This is a genomic window from Thalassotalea sp. PS06 (genome assembly GCF_007197775.1).
In the GTDB taxonomy this organism is placed as follows: Bacteria; Pseudomonadota; Gammaproteobacteria; order Enterobacterales; family Alteromonadaceae; genus Thalassotalea_A.
The window spans coordinates 143256-160441 of the sequence record NZ_CP041638.1 but is presented as its reverse complement, the minus strand read 5'-3'; the positions used below and the strand labels follow the sequence as shown (position 1 = coordinate 160441).

Here is a 17186-nt window from a genome sequence, read left to right as displayed (position 1 = left end):
TATTGTTATCCTGCTGTAAACAAAACATTAAAATAATAAGAATTTTATTTTGCGCTTATACCTTTCCCTATTATTTTTATTGCCTTTTTCTGTTTTGGCTGACCACAAGGTCGCCATCGTCATCGACGATATTGGCTATCGCCATACTGACCGGGCAGCCCTATTACTACCTCGCCAGGTAGCGTTTGCCGTCCTACCTCATACACCACATGGCAAAGATTTAGCAAAGCAAGCCTGGCAGCAACAACGGGAGATCATGTTGCATGTGCCAATGGAATCTATTAAAGGATTAAATCCTGGACCCGGCGCATTAACGTCGACGATGTCAGAGCAACATATCCAGGAAACATTGCAGGCGCAGATTGACGATATCCCCCATGTAATTGGTATCAATAATCATATGGGGAGTAGGTTGACACAAATGTCGATGCCAATGGAATCTACAATGAAATTCCTTAAGGCCAATGATTTGTTTTTCCTGGATTCCAGAACCAGTAAATTTTCTCAAGCAGAGTATATTGCCAGACAACATGGCGTACCGAGTTTACATCGTAAATTATTTCTCGATAACAAACTCGATGAGTCTTACATTGAAAATCAGTTTCAGAAACTAGTAAATCTGAGCAAGCGTGATGGAACAGCCATTGCGATTGCCCATCCTCATCCAAAAACGTTGAAAGTTCTGCATCGCATGTTACCTACGTTAAGCAAACATCAAATCGAGCTAGTACACATTTCTACTTTACTGCAACCGTCAAAACCAGACACTCTTGTGGTTAAACAAAATACAGCGGTCGCCGAAAAAAAGACAAAAGAAAAGGCTACTGAGTAGCCTTTCCAGATTAAATTAATTGAGCCACATTAACTCTTATTGGCCAATAACTTTAACACTCTCTCTTTTTTTTCACTGGTTGCAACGGTTTCTAATACCTGTTCCGATTCACTTATCTTATTCAGATAAATCAAAACTTCAGCATAATGCAACAATATCTCTTCATTGCCCGGCAACGCTTCTTTAGCTTCTATCAGTAAAGTTTCGGCGGTGTCATATTGCCCCATTTTCATATGCGCCACAGCCAGGGTATCCATGACTTGCGGTTGCTGAGGTGCGAGTTGGGCGGCTTTTTTCGCACTGTCCAGGCCCAGTTCGTACTGCTCCGCCTGAATCGCTGACCAGGCAAGGTTGTTCAATACCACAAAACTATTTGGATAACGCTCGGCAATCTCTTTATAAATTGCTAAGGCCTCTGCCGGATTAGATTCACTGGTTAATTCCGCTTTAAGATTTTTCAGAGCCAGGTTTGAAGCGTCTTGCTCCAGGGCACCATTGACAACATCCAAGGCCGTGTCTTTTTCATCGAGACGTTGCAGTATCTGCGCATACAAAAAGCTGTTGGTAGGATCAGGTTGGCGCTGATGTAACGGTTGGGCGTATTCTTTCGCTTCTTCGTTTTCATTGGCCTGAAAGTGGAATTTAGATCTTAATTTAAGGTAACCAATTTCATTGACAGCACTTGGGTCAATGTCTTCGATAACATCTCGGGCACGATCCATGGAGTTTGAAAGCAACAGATAGTTAGCCTCGACCAACTTCAGGTTTTCCTGTTGTGGAAAGCGTTCCTGAGCTTTCTTAACCTGGGTGTATGCCTGCTGATACTTTTTCTGCATCTCTAAGGTGTAAAGATACCCCTGATAGGCTTCAAAATTATCGGCATTATTTTCTATCTGAGCCAGATATAGGTTTTCCGCTCTTTGATATTGTTTTTCGGCAATCGCCATTTTAGCGAAAACACGGTAATAGACGTCAGGGTTAGACTCATTATTTGCCATGCTCGCCAGTAGCTCGAGGCCTTCGCTTCGGCGGCCAACGTTATCTAACGCTTTGGCCTGTGCAATTTTCAGATTTACCTGATCAGGATGCTGTTTCGACAAATCCTGAAGAAAGTCGATAACTTCATTTTTGTTGTCGAGATTACTGGCATTAGTGATGATTAAATCCAGGCCGCCTCTATGATCAGGTTGGTGCGTCAACAATTGTTCAAGCCGCTCATTGGCCTCCTGAGGACGACGATTTTGGATATCAAACAACGCAAGGTTAAATAATGCACCCGGGCTATTTTCAACTTTCGTTAACGCGGTTTTAAATTCCGCCGTAGCTTTATCATTTTCACCCTGGGCTCGATAAACAACACCTCTGGCTAAATAACCCTGATCATCTTCAGGCTTTTGTTTAACCCAGTCTTCAGCAATATCCATTGCTTCGCGATAGTTTTTGCTTTTGACATAGTTAAGCAGCAAGGTTAACCTTGCCCGATCAAAATCCGGGTCAATTTCCAGAGCCCGTTTTAAATCATCAATACCGGTATCATCCTGCACTGATAATTTTAACGCTCCCCGCTGGCCCAGAGTCTGCGAATCATTTACATCCATTTCGTCGAGTTTTTCGATGTATTTACTCGCCTGCGACTTATCGCCTTTGCGGATCAGTGCCTGGGATGTATTAGCGACCAAGGTAAAATCCTGAGCAGTGATCTCGTCTAATTGCTCGATACTTGCAACCGCTTCATCAACATAACCGAGCTTGAGCTTAACCATTGAAAAAATTTTATTGCCGATGTGGTCATTGGGAATATCGTTTTCAATAATACTCAGATGGCGATAGGCGGATTCGTAATTTTGCAGATGATAGTTAGCAACACCAGCAACCAGATTGGATTTCACCAGATTTGGCTGACCGGTTAATGCAACCGTGGCGTATTCAACCGCACTCTTATACTCTCCCCTCAGGGTAAGAAGCTCAGCCTTGTACTCGTTGGCTATAGGCGAGTTAGGATAGATACCCAGCAAACCATCAACCTGAGATTCAGCGACATCCATTTGTCCATCACGGATCAACACATTAATGTAACTGAGCTGAGCTAGATAGTTGAAAGGATACTTGTCAACATAGGTTTTGTAAGTCTCGGCAGATTGCTCAAGCTGTCTATTCATTCTTTGCAGATTGGCAAGCACCAGAGTGGCATCGAGAAATTCCGAATCCTGGCTACGAAGTTCAGAGACAATATCTACGGCCTGAGGAAGTTGTTCATTGTAAGCGGCAAACCAAGCCTGGCTTAATTTGTAATATAGGTCTTTGTTTTGTTCGTTAGTAATAACCTTTGAAAGCAACTCCATGCCGGGTTCTACGTCACCTGCCATAGACATTGAAATACCGGCTAAAGCCTGTATTTCCTGTTGTGTAACCGGTGAAAGTTGAATGGCGGTATCAACATTTTCTTTGATTTCATCAAAATCCAGCAAGAAAACATTGGCTCTTACCAGCAGTGGCATTACCTGGTCAGCGTCATAATTAAGGTCTAGCGCTCGTTGTAATTCCTTTTGAGCCCCCTGTAATGAACCTTCGAGCAGGTACGATTTACCTAGTAACAGCCTTGCCTTGCCACTAGCCGGCGCTACCCGAACCGCATTTTTCAGTTCGATACTGGCGGCCTGATAATCATTGTCAGCCATCAGCTGCAGGGCGCTATCAATATACTCCTGTTCACTCTTATCCGGCTGGCACGCCGCCAGAGGGATGAGACAAATCAACAGGAATAACAGGGAATTTAACTTAGTTTTCATTATTCTTCCTTGCGATTGCTTGTTAAGCATTTGATTTAAAAGCCGAACAACCAATACCAACTAATACCAATCCCATTAAATTATTGCTCACTCAGTGAGAATTTAAAGGCGTTTAGACAAGGCTTCGATTGCAGAGAATGGTCACTCCATTGTCAAAATCAGTAACGCAGGATAAACGCCTTTAAAACTCGCCCGTAGGGAGTTAGTGAGAGGCCCATTTACTGCCCTATATTTCATTAATATAGAATGACTATATCAATAAAATCTATGTTGTAAATGAACCTCGGCCCTAACTCTGAGTTGTGCACAAACTTACTGGGATTGGTATAAGGTTGATATTAATCAGCAAAACTCGAATTTTAGTATAGGTTAAATTTTGCAACATATGAGGTAGATTTCAGATTGCGCTGAATTACCAGCAAGCAGACAGCGGAAAGCGCCTTTGGTGACGATAGTTTTTGCCGTTTAAAAATTCTTCTGCAACACATTCAACAACCTAGATATTTCCCTGATTCTGAACTAGAAATAAGTAGACAGGTAATATCGGACGTTTTTCACGATGAAGGAAAATAACAATAAGGTGAATACTGGCTCAATCCCCACTACCCCAGCATGCAACCCAGTGTTTATCGTTGGCTGCCCGAGATCGGGTACAACTTTGCTACAGGTAAAACTGTCAGCCATTGAAGAACTTGCGATCCCACCGGAAGATGATTTCATTTTGCGCTTTTACTATCTGCTAAACCAGGATTGCAAGAAAACCTTAACCGCCGCCGAAATCGAGTTTTTAATAGAAGATCTTTTTACCCATGACAACAACACCTTTAGTCAGTGGCATGTTGACAGAAAAGCCATTGAAAAGCTGATAGAAATGCGGCCATCAATTAATCTCAGAGGCTTAATTGAATGCATTTACCAGGCTTTCTTAAACCGTCTGGATAATAAACACCGCTGGGGCTGCAAAGTCCCCTATTTCGCCGCGCATATCCCGGTACTTCATAAAATTTTTCCAGAGGCAATATTCATCCATATTGTCAGAGATGGAAGGGCTGCATATCAGTCAATGTTAGAACGGCGATTTCACCCCAACTCGCGCCAATACCCCAAATCACCATTCAATATCGCCTGGCAGTGGCAACGATTTGTAACCTCTGCTCAGCGCGCCGGCATGGCGATCCCCCGCCAGTTTATCTGCATCCATTACGAGGATTTGTTGAAAGATCCCGAAAGCGTTTACTATCGCATAGCCAGGCTTTTAGACGTCGAGGTAGATCAATTGAATCAGGATTACTATCAAAATATCCTCGATAACCAACTGATAAGACAAGACAACATTGAACTGTATGTAAAACCTGAAATTGATGCCAGCAAAGCTCAAAGGTGGCAACAGGAACTCAGTCATTATCAATTAATTTGCTTTGAAGCGGTCGCTGGAAAAACTCTGGAGGCTATGGGCTATGAGCTATCCCGGCCAACGACATTTGTACTAAAACAATGGGGAGTGCGAATCATGGCGTCGGGTTATTTACTCATGAGGCAGAGTAAACAATGGTTGAAAAATACCCTGTTACAACCTGGCATATAAACCAAACAAGGAATTACTATTTCTCATGGAAGCTATTTTGAATCGTCAGTACCGTCCTCTTTACCTGCTCTTGGGTTTAATTGTGCTCATCGCGGCGGTAAATGTACCAATCCTCAAAACATTATGGCGACATAGTTTCGATGATGGTACTTATTCCCATGCTTATCTGATCCCGGTGATTTGTGGGTACCTTTTTTATGATGCAGCCAAACAAGGTAAATTAGAACTTAGAGAGCGGTTCTCATTACTATCATTATTCGTCTTGCTTGGGTCCTGTGCGCTACTAATTTTAACCGTTCGCGCACAAATTAGCCTTGGCTACTGGTTTTCGCTTCTTCTGGTAACAGCCAGTGCCAGCATGATGGTTTTCAATACTCGAATCGCGTTACTTTTTCCCACTGCCTATTTAATCTTTCTGATGCCTATGTGGGGTGCGTTAACGGGCATTTTGCAGGACATGTCGGTTGCGGCCGCTACCTTCATGTTGCAATTTACCAATATCCCGTTTTATGTCGAACAACAATTCATTAGTTTGCCTGCTGGTACATTTGAGGTAGCCAATGGCTGCAGCGGGCTCAGATATTTACTCGTCTCTTTAGCAATTAGCAGCTTATACATATACCTGTACATTCGAAACTGGCGATCAGGTGCAATCTTTTTTGGCTTTGCTATTTTTGGGGCATTATTCACCAATTGGATTCGTATCGTAAGCCTGATTTTAATTGGTCAATACACCAACATGGAAAGTGAATTAATGACTGACCACAACAACTTTGGCTGGTATCTATACATTCCTTTCATGTTTGCTTTGTTTTATCTGGGCAATAAGCTCGCTGACGATAACGAAAAAAGTGCCGATAATAGCGCTTCAGACACTTCGGTGAATAAAGTTTCCGCAATCCTAACCGCATTTCTGGTAGTTTCCAGCTCATCGACATTGTTAATGTCCGGCAGAGACACGGTAGATATTGCAACCGCTAGTGACCAATATCCAAGCGCTGACATCAAGTTTTATTCTCGTTTGCAACAACTACCTTTATCTGGCTTTGAACAAGTCGGTGTTGAACAAATCTATCAGTTTTTCTGTGACGATCTGGATTGTAAGCCGAGCTATTATGACAATGAAGTGTTACCGACTGGCTGGTATGTGGTGCAGTTTCGCGACCATGGAAAGAGTGTTGAATATATCTTGCAAAGAGGTCGCAAACAGGCGCACCTGCAGCTTTGGTATCAACGGAATGATTTTCGAACATCCAATGTCAGAAAGTTTAAGTTAATGCGCATCAAATCGATGTTGGAGTCTTCTGCCGACGACCGACTTGTCTGGCAATTCAGGTATTGTGATATGCAATGCGAACCATTGCTAGCAAATGAAAATTAACCGCTGAAGAGCCGGTACATTTAGCTATTGGTTGCTGAACGTAATGCCGGGAAAACCCAGGTCATGGTCTTGCCAAGGATGAAACAGCTTTTACGCTGCAAACCCTGCATTTTGCCACCGGCTGTCATCAACGAATAATACACAAATCTAGACAGGCTGCCAGGGTACTGGCGATACAAATTCCAATGTTTACGTAGCATCAACCAGGCGCCGGCGATAATCTTATGGCCGCTTGAAGTGGTGTTGCCATGATCCATGCGACGTAGCTTTATTAAGCACTGATTAATAAAGCCAACCTGGTATCCAGCGACAGCAAGGCGAAGTGTTAATTCCTGATCTTGCTTACAACGGAAATTTACATCAAATAGATTAATATCGAGAAGCGCCTGACGACGAATCATAAACGCACTGGGTAAGATATGGGTATCAATCAGCATATCGGCAACATTCAGACTTCCGGGTTTGTTTAGGTAGGTATTTTGAATACCCTGATGATTGAAAGTACATACTCCGGTATGACAACCATCGAAATGAGGATTATCGGTAAGAAACTTAACCTGCATCGCCAGTTTATTTTCCATCCAAACATCATCGGCATCGAGAAAGGCAATCCAGGGACCAACCGCCGCGCTAATGCCAGCATTTCGAGCCGCGGCCGAACCCTGATTTTTGAGTAAGTGGATCACGATAATATCGTCAAATTGACTTAGATACTTTTCCGACTCAGCGTCCTTACCATCATTTACAACAATAATTTCTGCCGCCTGGTGACTTTGCCGCCGGACTGACTCTAAAGCTTCTGGAAAATATTGATAATCCTTGAAAAAAGGAATGACCACGCTGACCTGCATCCTAACTCCTGTAAACTCTCAAACCCTGGTTTAACTGGTAAAGAAAACTCCAGTTGCTATTGTTTTCTTATAAGCTGCAATCTTTAGGCCACTATAAAAATATGAATATAATCAGTGGCTTAGTATTGATAGGCATTATATTCAAATCAGGTATGTAAAAATAACAAACAACCCCTTTAATCCGGTAAAAGCGGTTCTAAAGGGGCTTTGTTAATGAGGCTTTAGGGATGTGAAAAACTAAGGTAAATATCGCTCAGACTTGCTGATAGGATCCTCGAGCGGTTCCCAAACCGGATTGAACAGGTTATACAATCTTGCCGCTGCGCCGGTTAGTTTATTAGCAACCGGAATAGGCAAATACAGCCATCGACAGATTAAAAATACCCGCCGTCTGAATACCCATAAATACATGGCATCTTCTGAATAAAAGTTAAGCCCCCATCGGCGCTCAAATTCCCGTGCTGAATGCCAACACAATTTTTTCGACCAACGATGGAAAAAATAACGCATATCACTTAGTGCCATCCGTGTACCCAGATTATCGAAGATAACCACAGAATTAGGCTGAGATAATACTTTCTTACCCATGCGGTGCAATTGCAGACCAATATCGATGTGCTCTCGGATAACCATATCTGGAATTTCCAGAGTTTTCAGTATATCAGTGCGAAATAGTACGCCATGCAATTCAAACATATCGGATGCACGAATTTCTTTGGGCAATGCCTCAGGTAAACTCCGACGATAGCTCTTTGATTCAATGAGGTACTTAACGCCGGAAACATCGATGCTGCGAATTTCATTGGTATACAAATGGGTCCGCAACATAGCACCGGCATCGACGCCTTCTTTCTCTAACGTTAACGGGTTAACAACTGCAACGTCATCATCCTCAGCAACCTCAAGTAACGGCGGCAACCAGCCGGGTGTTGTCTGGGAATCATTATCCAATAGCATGGTAAATTTGGTATCAATTCGACCGCGAATTCTGGCAATTGCCCGCATAGGTGTCATCAGACCCAAAGAGATAATGGTGGCATTATCGTGAGGAATCAGTAGCTCTTCTATTTGCGCCCGTAACTGTTTGGGATAACCAAGATCCAGGACTATAACCTTGAACGGCATTGGTGTGTGTTCATAAACCAGGCGAATACATTCAAGTACGCCTGAATACCGATCCCGGGGTGAAATAATTATCGTGACCATAGTTTGCTCCATAATGAATCTCTGGAGGTAACCAAATCATTAAATAATAGCTGATATCGATTAATCATGTGCTCGAGCAAAAATTTTTGATGAACTCTGTTAAAGCCATTATCACCAAATGAATTACGAATCGTTTGGTCACCCTGAAGTAGTTCAATCGCAGCGGCCAGTTCTTTTGGCTGCCCGGGTTCCACCAAAAGTCCGGTTTGATTATTTAAGATAATCTCTTTAATGCCCCCAACGCTGGTAGCGATTACTGGCTTGGCAAATGCGCCGGCTTCGATAAAGACCAGGCCAAAAGCCTCCTCTAACGAGGGCTGAATGAAAATATCGCAGGCTTGCATCCATTCATTGGCTATATCGGTCTGGCCAATAAAATGCACACGCTCCTGCAGCTGATGTTGTTCGACGAGTTGCTGTAGCGATTGTTTTTCCTGCTCTTCGCCTGAGCCGGCAATATATAGGTGTACATTTTTATTATCGATATACTGAAGCGCGCGAATGGTGTGGTGATGCCCCTTTATTTCCCCTAGGTGACCGAGACTGAACAACACAAAGACATCGGCAGGAATATTCAGTTTATTGCGCACCATCAGGCGCTGATTTTCCTCTACTCTCTGGGTTTTTTCGACCCCGCCATGGACCACGCAGGTTTTACCAGAAGGAATAGAAAGCTGGTCAATCAGTTTAGTTTGTCGATCTTTAGAAACAGCGACAAACAGGTCGACAATGTAACGCAGACAAAAGTTCAGCAATGATGGCTGATATTTGCTCAGATCAGAACGATGCATGGTCGCAACAATTGGGATCCGGGTGATTTTACAAGCAAGTCCAGCGTAAAACTGGGTATATTCGCAATGAGCATGAACGACATCGATTTGATTACGGCGAATGATATCGACGAGTTGCCAGACTAAAGAAAAGTTATACCCCTGATGACGAGGAATAACACAAATGTCATCGACATTCAGCGCTCTGTCTGGTGATTTGAGAGAAAAAGGAAAGACAGTCATCCCTTTTCTACGCAGCCCTAAAACTGTGTCGACGAACCGCACGGTTCGACCACCTTTATCCAGGGACTGAACGATCTCCAATATATTCATTTTTTATATCCTGAGTGATCCCATAGATAACGAATAGTTGAACAAATTTATTTGTCAAATCTTAGGTTTTTTCTATAGTTAGGTTATGACAAGCAAAGAAGCATGAGCATGCGAAGTAAAACTAATAAGCTATCAGTATTGCACATGGTATCCAGCCTATTAATCGGTGGCGCCGAACGATTTGTACTGGACTTATGCCAGCAGCAGCGAAGCGACGGCATTAAAACCCAGATCTTTTCCTTTGGCCGCAAGGACGACCCTCTCGTCAGCGAATGTGACGCCTTGAATCTCAATGTGATATTTAATCGTGGCCACAAGTTTTTTGCGTTAGCGCGAATCCATCGCATCTTACGTAACGTTGACGTGATACACATCCATTCTCCACACGTTCTCAAGTTTATTGCGCCAATCCTGCCGTTAATTGGTCAACGTAAAATCATCTATACCAGACACGGGGCGGCACCACTTGAGAATCCAAGCTGGCAAGTACTCCATAAGTATTGCGAAAAATACATTCACACTATTACTTTTGTCAGTGAGGAAAGTCAGCAGATATTTAGTACTCATCATGGCTGGCACAACAAACGGAAATGGGTCATCGATAACGCGGTGCTGCTGCCAGAGATTTCTGGTGCGAAACAAGTAAATCCAGACAGATTGTCCCTGGGCTCGGTAGGACGGATGATAGATATCAAAAATCAAATCAATCTTCTCAAAGCGCTGGTCAAATTGTCCCCCGAGGTTCGTGAAAAAATCAGTGTCCATTTTTTTGGTGACGGTCCGTGCCTTGAGCAATTAAAGCAATTTAAGGATGAAAACCTGCCAGAAGCCAATATCGTATTCCATGGCGTTATCAATCAACGCGACCAGATATACTCGACTTTTGATGTATTGGTCGTGACCTCAGAAACCGAGGGCTTATCTCTTGCCATTATTGAGGCAATGGCCAGCCAATGCGCGGTTATTGCTACCGACGTTGGCGGTAACCCAAGGCTGGTATCGCACGAGAACACCGGCTGGTTGTTCGATTACAACGACAGTAATTCATTGGCTAAAATCATCGAAACCTGCATTAACGACAGAAAGACGGTTTCTGAATATGCAAATCGTAGTAAGGCGATGATTGAAGAAAACTTCTCTTTAAAAAATTGTGCCAATAAATACAAACAGCTTTATCTGAATTAATGGCAACGAACATGACGATTAATGAGAATGAGGGCATATGCTCCTCCTTCTTTTTTAATATGCTGATTTTGCTACTTTGCGACGGAGTCGCCGCCACCATTGGAACGTTCAAATTTATCCAGCTCTGCAAGTTTCCAGGACATACTGCCGGTAGAGTTGAACCACCAATTAAACTTGCGTAACGGTTTTATGCGCCAGCTATTCTTTTTCTTATCAACACCCAAATTTGTCCGACAACTATATAAAAGATCTTCCATGGTACCTTTAAAATAGTCACTGTCCTGCTGTTTTAGCATCGCCAGGTAACGGGCACTGACAACAAGCCCAGCTACATCACAGGCATGTTGCATATCCGAATGAGCCATGGGGTCTTCAAATTTTGAACTCTGTGCGAACATCAGGTATTTAGGCACTGTTCGACCTTTAATTTTGCCTTTCGGAGCCAGGTAGGTTCCCTGTTCAACGACATTTTTGCCTAGAGCGACAATCAATGTCGCCGCTTCATCCGAATCCGTAAGTTGCCAAAATTTAAATAATTGATGAGCAAGCAACGCATTCATCCAGGGAGAACACACCAAAACATTGTCAGCTTTGCCTTCATGCACACGATAAGGATGAGCCAAGCAATTAAGCCCGTGTTTTTGTGATTTTTTTAAGGTGTTCATCGAACCTTGAAGCAAAACCTGAATACGTTTTAAACTGTCCTTACTCTGGCTCATTTCCCAATGTGCCAAGGCATTGGCTAACGCTACCGACAGGTTACGCTCAGTCCAAAAATTTAGCCCTAATTGATACTGTGCGGGCCAGCGCAATGAGTTTTGGTAAAACTGTTCAATCAAGTCGATGTTTTTATCATCTGGATAAAACTGATGATCAAGTATCAACCCCGGAGATAGCAGATACTTAATATCATTACCTTTTTTCAAAGAGAAATAGCCAAACTCATTAATAAGGCTACGATAGGTTAAGGCCGACTGGTGAGCCATATGCTTAAAATAAACATCACCGGTTTGAAAGTACAATTGATAAAGCACATATACCCGGTCGTATAACCAGGGTGGCGAAGTAGTAAAATTACGTTTTACTTTCGGATCCTGATTGATCTGATCCATATCACCTAAACTGTATCCCAGTTGGCGATAGGCATAATCAAACCATGACGGTGCACTATCACCCGGAGCTAACATCGGGGTATATAGCGCTTGCTGTAGCCAGCCCGATGTAAAGTTAACATCGACAAAGTTTCCAGCTGGCTCCTCCCACGCGGTTAACCGAGAATCCCTGGAATCAACTAAATCAATCGCAAACTTTTCGCCTTTTCTCAATGGCTTCGCGAAGGTGAGAATCAACGTCCGTATCGAACGGGAATGACCGTCCAACGCAGGCCAAAGCATAGTAAATGATGCTTTAGCATCGTTTCGTTGTTGCGACGATTTTTCGAGTAACTGCCGCACCTTGATTTGGGTAGTTAATTCGATAGTATTTTTGGGGATAGGAATGGCAATATGAATGCCAGGCTTTGAATCGATAATTTCAATTTCCAGACTCTCAGATACCTGTCCCTCGACAGGCAAAAAACTCATTCCGAGAACCAGTAGAAGCAATCGTAAATACGTCATAATCCGTTACTTAATCAATTGTTATTAATAGAAAAGGCGAAGCCAGATAATATTCAGTGTAGTAGAAATTATTAACAAATTTGGGGCTGTAAAATATTTAGACAATTTAGTTGGGGTATTTCGAAAAATGCATCTATAACTATGTAAGGAGATTTAGTCGGATCATGGTTTTGGATTGCAGAATAATAACGACAGAAAAAGGGTTTGATCAGTTACGAGGGACATGGGATGCCCACATGATCAAACAACCCCATTTAAGTTTTTTTCTAGATTTTACCTGGCTCAACACATGGTGGCATACGTACGCGGGTGAAAATGATCACTTGTATATTGTGCTTTTGTTTGAAGGCGATTCACTGCGTGCTATCGCACCGTTTTATATCAAAGACCATACCTTAAGATTAATTGGCACAGGGGAAGCTGAGCAGGAAGAGGTTGCCAGCGAATACCTGGATATCATTTGTTCCCCACAACATTTTGACGTCGTAGGCACAGCGTTAGCCGATGTGATCATGGATTGTCTGTTCCGTCACCATCAAACTTCAGCTCCTTATTGCCAGAAACCGACAACTCAAGCCAAAGATATCGTCCTCAACAATTATCTGGAAAGCAGTTGTCTGGCGCGTTTTGCGAAAAGCATGGGACGATTCTTTTTTCACATCAGCCGATGTGTTGGCACTTCTTATACCTGCCAGCTACCTGCAAGTCAGGATGAGTTTCATCAACAGCTATCACCATCATTCAAGAAAAAATTAAAACGTCATCAGAATCAATGGCGACGAGCTAATTCAGGACAATGGGAAAGATATCGTTATCTCAGTGAATTTGATCAAGGTTTTGCGCATCTTAGTCGCCTTCACCAGCTACGTTGGCAAAGCCAGGGCAAGCAAGGTGTCTTCAGTGAGCCCAGGTTTGTCGACTTTCATCAGCAATTTATGCGCCAGGCACTGATGAACAATTGGTTGGAACTGTGGGTGTTATTTGCCCGTGGCCAAGCAATATCGGCAATCTATGCTATAACCTATAATGAGACGTGTTACTTCTACCAAAGCGGTTTGGATACGGACTTTAAACCCAACCTATCGCCCGGATTTTTGTCTCATTTCCTGCTTATCGAAAACTGTATCGAACGTCAGATAAAGTACTACGACTTTATGAAAGGTGCGCGGGAAAATTCATATAAACAATCTTTTACGAATATTAAACGAGACTTATTCGAATCTCGTCTGGTGCTAAAAAAAGCCAGTAATCTGGGTTTTGTGATGAATAATAAATTAAAGCAAGCTAGGGACTTTTTGTTATGGAAAAATCAGTAGGCCTATACGATAAGAACAATTCGCATCTTGGCTTTTTCTTCCTGTTCCTTTACACCATTGCGCTGTTTATTCGACCGCAGGAATGGTCGTATAACCCAGATCCAACACCATTTGCCCGCTACTTTTTAATGCTGGCGTTCCTGTGCTTTCTCGCTTCCCAACGTCCAAAGCAATGGGGTTACCAATCCTGGTTCTTACTTGGAATGTTATTTGTGATACCGGTCTCCGGGCTCTGGAATGGATGGCTTGGGGGTGGTGTCTTTGCTGCCATTGATTTCTTTATCTATGGATTATTGCCCTTTTTCATGTATGCCAGCCTGGTAAATTCGCCGTCCAAGCAAAATTGGATATTTTTCCTGTTTACCCTGACGTGCGTAATCATGCTGCACCACGGGTTCAGCCAGCGTGCCAATCCTCAGGGAATCGGCTGGTCTGGTGTAAGCCTGATACAGGACACCCGCATTCGTTACGTAGGGATTTTCAACGATCCCAACGATATGAGTATGTTCTTTCTCATGAACTTGCCAATACTCTTTTATCTGCGTTCTAACAGCAATAATTTCATTATGCGCTTCTTTTATCTGGCGTTGGTCGTAGGCCTCCTTTACGGCATATATATGGCCAACTCTCGGGGAGCACTGATCGGTTTAATATTTATGTGCCTGGCATACTGTTTCTTTCAGTTTGGCACCGTCAAAGCCGCATTAATTTCACTGATAACTCTGCCATTAACCTTTGTTGCCATGTCGTTATTTAGGGAAATAAGTACCGACGAAGCGTCAGCATATGGACGAATCGAAGCTTGGTATGAAGGGGTACAGATGTTTAAAAGCAGCCCTTTATTCGGGGTTGGTATGAACCAGTTCATTGAATTACACCGGCGGACTGCTCATAACTCGTATGTACTAATATTCGCCGAACTCGGGGTGATCGGATATACCTTGTGGTTTGCGACAATCGTATTGACCATGTTAATGCTGTTAAAAGTCATCAACGTCGATCGCGAAAAATATAAAGTTAAGCTGGAAAATAATAAAAGCTTGCAGAAAAACCTGATGCTGGCCAAGTGTTACTTTTATTCCATGGTCGGTTTCATGGCAACGTCATTTTTCTTAAGCCGAAGCTACATAGTATTTCTCTATATCTTCCTGGGTTTATCTTACGCCGTTTATACACAAGTCAGAGAAGAGATACCGGAAGTGCGGGTGACAGAAGATCCCAAAGCCGTTGGTAAAATCATTCTACTTGCCCCTCTAAGTATGCTGATCATGTACATGATCATTATCATCCTACTGTAATACCTAATTGAAGCTTCCAGAATATGCCGTTTTCTGGAAGCCTTATTGTCAATAAATTCTGGAAAGTAGCTGCACCTAAAGAATTGAAAAAACAGCGTGAATATCATGTTGTTCGAGATCTAGCTGCCACTCAAACGTCATACTCTGGGTATTAAACAAACAGATTCGAGTTGGCAGGCAACCTTGCCAGCCCTTGGCATAGAATCGATTTTTGAGCCATTCCATACCCATTTGCATTTTCGAGGGGCGAATGCGAGTGAAGCCAACTAAAAATCGGTTGTCATCGATAAAATATAATCCCCGACACCAACCAAGTTGCTTAGGGCCGGCTTGCGCTTTGTTCATATCAAAAACCTGAACCACACGCTGTAAATCCATATCAACTTTTGAAATAAATCCGTTCACATGGGTGAAGTATGCGTACTTACCAACCAGTATGCCATCATGAATGTTTCCGGAATCAAGACTAATAACTTCCCCGGTTTGCAGACACTGGCACTGACTTTTTTTCATATTACTCACCCAATATTTGCCGAGATATTCGAAGCAATGGTTGGGATGGACGGCGTGGGGCTTGGTGGTCAGTACTTTACGATAATCCGTGCGAGGATCAAATCGCTGCCAGATATCCATTTCCGTGCAGCTCCACTCATTTATTTTTTCACCGGATTCTGAAAACTCAAATACCGCATCCAGGCCGGTAGAGGTAATCAACAATGTCTCATCCCGAGTCGGGTAAACATGGTGGACATCATTAAAAACCGGATGGCTAATGCGATGCTGAAGGGAGAAATCCCGGGTAGAAAAACACAAGGCTTCTGTTTGGGTGGCAACCCATAATTTTTGCGAATGGCGAGTACCCGATTTAAACGTTATCGATGCCTCGTCATCATCAGGTAAACAGTCTTTAGGTGACGCATAATCAATGACTTCTTTAACGCTGATATCATCAGCAAAGCTGATTTCCAGGGCTTTGGCCGCAGCGTACCCAGTCCATTCTTTCATATCATAATGGAATCGGCGCTGCATGCCGCCGGTAATGATTAATTTCTCTGGTAATTTTGAATCCAGTTCAGTTCTCATTTACTCAACCTTCTGGTAAAGGGCACCCAAACACGCCAGAAATTTATGCGTGCAAGGCATCTCAGGTTTTCAAAATGCCTCCCTGGCTCGTTTACCGTACCGTCAAATAATGTTGATACGGCGACTCTTTAAGGCGCTGTTCTAATTGCGCATAATCGACAATAACTTTCGATAAATCCGGTTTAATCACTTTGTTAAAACGTGTCGTTACCTGATGCTCAGGTAACCCCAGGTAGCTAAACAGGCGGTTTAACGTATCGGTTTGCTTTTCGGCATCGCTAAGATGTTGTTCGTAGGAAATATCAAAATAGTCAAGCCCGACAAGCGCTTTTTGCTCCGCCGCCTGACATTTTTCACGGAATTTCACCACGCGCTCGACCTCATCGAAATTGATATCAACTAAAGACTGTTTTTTCTCACCCTTAGTGGTGTGATGATAGGTGCCCGTTTTCTCACTGCGTAAATCGGAAATCGCATGTTCCAAAAGATTATCGCGATGCAGGTATACGATTTTCCAGCCTTGCCCGGTAAAGTCCTTTAATACTTTTCCAGGGTCCTGTTTATGCGCCTTTTCCAATTGGTAAACCTTTACCTTAAAACCGACAGCATCGGTCTTGGTAAACGCCGTCAATCCACGGGCATAGCGCACCGGGTCACTGACATTGCGAACAACTGTCGACGCCAGAATTTCGCCGTAACAGAAAATATCAGGGTGAGAATTAATTAAATCTACGAGCACTGTACTGCCGGTTCTACCTTGTGCAAAAATCACGAATTTACAAGCATTTGGTTTTGGTTTACGCAGGTATGATGCGAGATAAATTCCCCAAATTCGCATCCGCTTAGGCATCTTTCTGAATATCGATAAGCCAAGATTGTTAAGAAAAAGTACCTTGCCCGATTTGGTATAAAAGTGCAGTAAACTGTCTTTCATTACT

General features: G+C 43.0%; 13 protein-coding genes. 6 read left to right on the top strand and 7 right to left on the bottom strand.

Annotation, left to right across the window (positions count from 1 at the left end; translation table 11 throughout):
* Positions 1-49: 49 nt before the first annotated feature.
* Positions 50-832, top strand: a complete 783-nt coding sequence (locus FNC98_RS00705; RefSeq protein ID WP_260680404.1) for a divergent polysaccharide deacetylase family protein — start codon at positions 50-52, stop codon at positions 830-832.
* Positions 833-861: 29 nt separating this feature from the next.
* Here FNC98_RS00705 and prsT read toward each other — a convergent pair whose 3' ends face one another.
* Positions 862-3621, bottom strand: a complete 2760-nt coding sequence (prsT, locus tag FNC98_RS00700) for an XrtA/PEP-CTERM system TPR-repeat protein PrsT (RefSeq protein ID WP_185968020.1) — start codon at positions 3619-3621, stop codon at positions 862-864.
* 559 nt (positions 3622-4180) lie between these two features.
* On the opposite strand from prsT, the gene FNC98_RS00695 reads away from it, so the two are divergent.
* The gene (locus FNC98_RS00695; RefSeq protein WP_143579454.1) at positions 4181-5206 is read left to right on the top strand and encodes a sulfotransferase family protein; all 1026 of its coding nucleotides are present in this window, start codon (positions 4181-4183) and stop codon (positions 5204-5206) included.
* 25 nt (positions 5207-5231) lie between these two features.
* Positions 5232-6587: an exosortase gene (gene xrt, locus FNC98_RS00690; RefSeq protein WP_143579453.1), complete on the top strand. Its 1356-nt coding sequence runs from the start codon at positions 5232-5234 to the stop codon at positions 6585-6587.
* 20 nt (positions 6588-6607) lie between these two features.
* Here the strand turns inward: xrt and FNC98_RS00685 are convergent, their stop codons facing one another.
* From FNC98_RS00685 to FNC98_RS00675, 3 genes are all read right to left on the bottom strand, one after another.
* The gene (locus FNC98_RS00685) at positions 6608-7438 is read right to left on the bottom strand and encodes a glycosyltransferase family 2 protein (RefSeq protein WP_143579452.1); all 831 of its coding nucleotides are present in this window, start codon (positions 7436-7438) and stop codon (positions 6608-6610) included.
* Positions 7439-7675: 237 nt separating this feature from the next.
* The gene (locus FNC98_RS00680; RefSeq protein WP_185968018.1) at positions 7676-8644 is read right to left on the bottom strand and encodes a glycosyltransferase; all 969 of its coding nucleotides are present in this window, start codon (positions 8642-8644) and stop codon (positions 7676-7678) included.
* Positions 8632-9747 carry a glycosyltransferase family 4 protein gene (locus FNC98_RS00675; protein WP_143579450.1) on the bottom strand — a complete coding sequence of 372 codons (1116 nt, stop codon included), beginning with the start codon at positions 9745-9747 and terminating at the stop codon, positions 8632-8634. Before FNC98_RS00675 ends, FNC98_RS00680 begins: the two co-directional genes overlap by 13 nt.
* Before the next feature lie 108 nt (positions 9748-9855).
* Here FNC98_RS00675 and FNC98_RS00670 point away from each other — a divergent pair, with 108 nt between their 5' ends.
* Positions 9856-10932, top strand: a complete 1077-nt coding sequence (locus FNC98_RS00670) for a glycosyltransferase family 4 protein (RefSeq protein WP_185968017.1) — start codon at positions 9856-9858, stop codon at positions 10930-10932.
* Between the two features lie 71 nt (positions 10933-11003).
* Here FNC98_RS00670 and FNC98_RS00665 read toward each other — a convergent pair whose 3' ends face one another.
* Positions 11004-12551, bottom strand: coding sequence for a hypothetical protein (locus tag FNC98_RS00665; protein ID WP_143579448.1), 1548 nt, complete (start codon positions 12549-12551; stop codon positions 11004-11006).
* Between the two features lie 236 nt (positions 12552-12787).
* Here FNC98_RS00665 and FNC98_RS00660 point away from each other — a divergent pair, with 236 nt between their 5' ends.
* Positions 12788-13867 (top strand): GNAT family N-acetyltransferase, encoded by a 1080-nt coding sequence (locus FNC98_RS00660; RefSeq protein WP_185968016.1) that lies wholly within the window; start codon positions 12788-12790, stop codon positions 13865-13867.
* Positions 13852-15165, top strand: coding sequence for an O-antigen ligase family protein (locus FNC98_RS00655; RefSeq protein ID WP_143579446.1), 1314 nt, complete (start codon positions 13852-13854; stop codon positions 15163-15165). The genes FNC98_RS00660 and FNC98_RS00655 overlap by 16 nt, the downstream gene beginning before the upstream one ends.
* A gap of 75 nt (positions 15166-15240) precedes the next feature.
* Here the strand turns inward: FNC98_RS00655 and FNC98_RS00650 are convergent, their stop codons facing one another.
* Positions 15241-16248 (bottom strand): hypothetical protein, encoded by a 1008-nt coding sequence (locus FNC98_RS00650; protein ID WP_143579445.1) that lies wholly within the window; start codon positions 16246-16248, stop codon positions 15241-15243.
* Between the two features lie 91 nt (positions 16249-16339).
* Positions 16340-17182 carry a hypothetical protein gene (locus FNC98_RS00645; RefSeq protein WP_143579444.1) on the bottom strand — a complete coding sequence of 281 codons (843 nt, stop codon included), beginning with the start codon at positions 17180-17182 and terminating at the stop codon, positions 16340-16342.
* Positions 17183-17186: the final 4 nt, after the last annotated feature.

Excerpts from the sequence above, each read along its gene's own strand:
- xrt (WP_143579453.1), top strand. The coding sequence starts at position 5,232 with ATGGAAGCTATTTTGAATCGTCAGTACCGTCCTCTTTACCTGCTCTTG.
- FNC98_RS00665 (WP_143579448.1), bottom strand. The coding sequence starts at position 12,551 with ATGACGTATTTACGATTGCTTCTACTGGTTCTCGGAATGAGTTTTTTG.
- FNC98_RS00645 (WP_143579444.1), bottom strand. The coding sequence starts at position 17,182 with ATGAAAGACAGTTTACTGCACTTTTATACCAAATCGGGCAAGGTACTT.
- prsT (WP_185968020.1), bottom strand. The coding sequence starts at position 3,621 with ATGAAAACTAAGTTAAATTCCCTGTTATTCCTGTTGATTTGTCTCATC.
- FNC98_RS00655 (WP_143579446.1), top strand. The coding sequence starts at position 13,852 with ATGGAAAAATCAGTAGGCCTATACGATAAGAACAATTCGCATCTTGGC.
- FNC98_RS00685 (WP_143579452.1), bottom strand. The coding sequence starts at position 7,438 with ATGCAGGTCAGCGTGGTCATTCCTTTTTTCAAGGATTATCAATATTTT.
- FNC98_RS00660 (WP_185968016.1), top strand. The coding sequence starts at position 12,788 with ATGATCAAACAACCCCATTTAAGTTTTTTTCTAGATTTTACCTGGCTC.
- FNC98_RS00680 (WP_185968018.1), bottom strand. The coding sequence starts at position 8,644 with ATGGTCACGATAATTATTTCACCCCGGGATCGGTATTCAGGCGTACTT.
- FNC98_RS00675 (WP_143579450.1), bottom strand. The coding sequence starts at position 9,747 with ATGAATATATTGGAGATCGTTCAGTCCCTGGATAAAGGTGGTCGAACC.
- FNC98_RS00670 (WP_185968017.1), top strand. The coding sequence starts at position 9,856 with ATGCGAAGTAAAACTAATAAGCTATCAGTATTGCACATGGTATCCAGC.
- FNC98_RS00695 (WP_143579454.1), top strand. The coding sequence starts at position 4,181 with ATGAAGGAAAATAACAATAAGGTGAATACTGGCTCAATCCCCACTACC.
- FNC98_RS00650 (WP_143579445.1), bottom strand. The coding sequence starts at position 16,248 with ATGAGAACTGAACTGGATTCAAAATTACCAGAGAAATTAATCATTACC.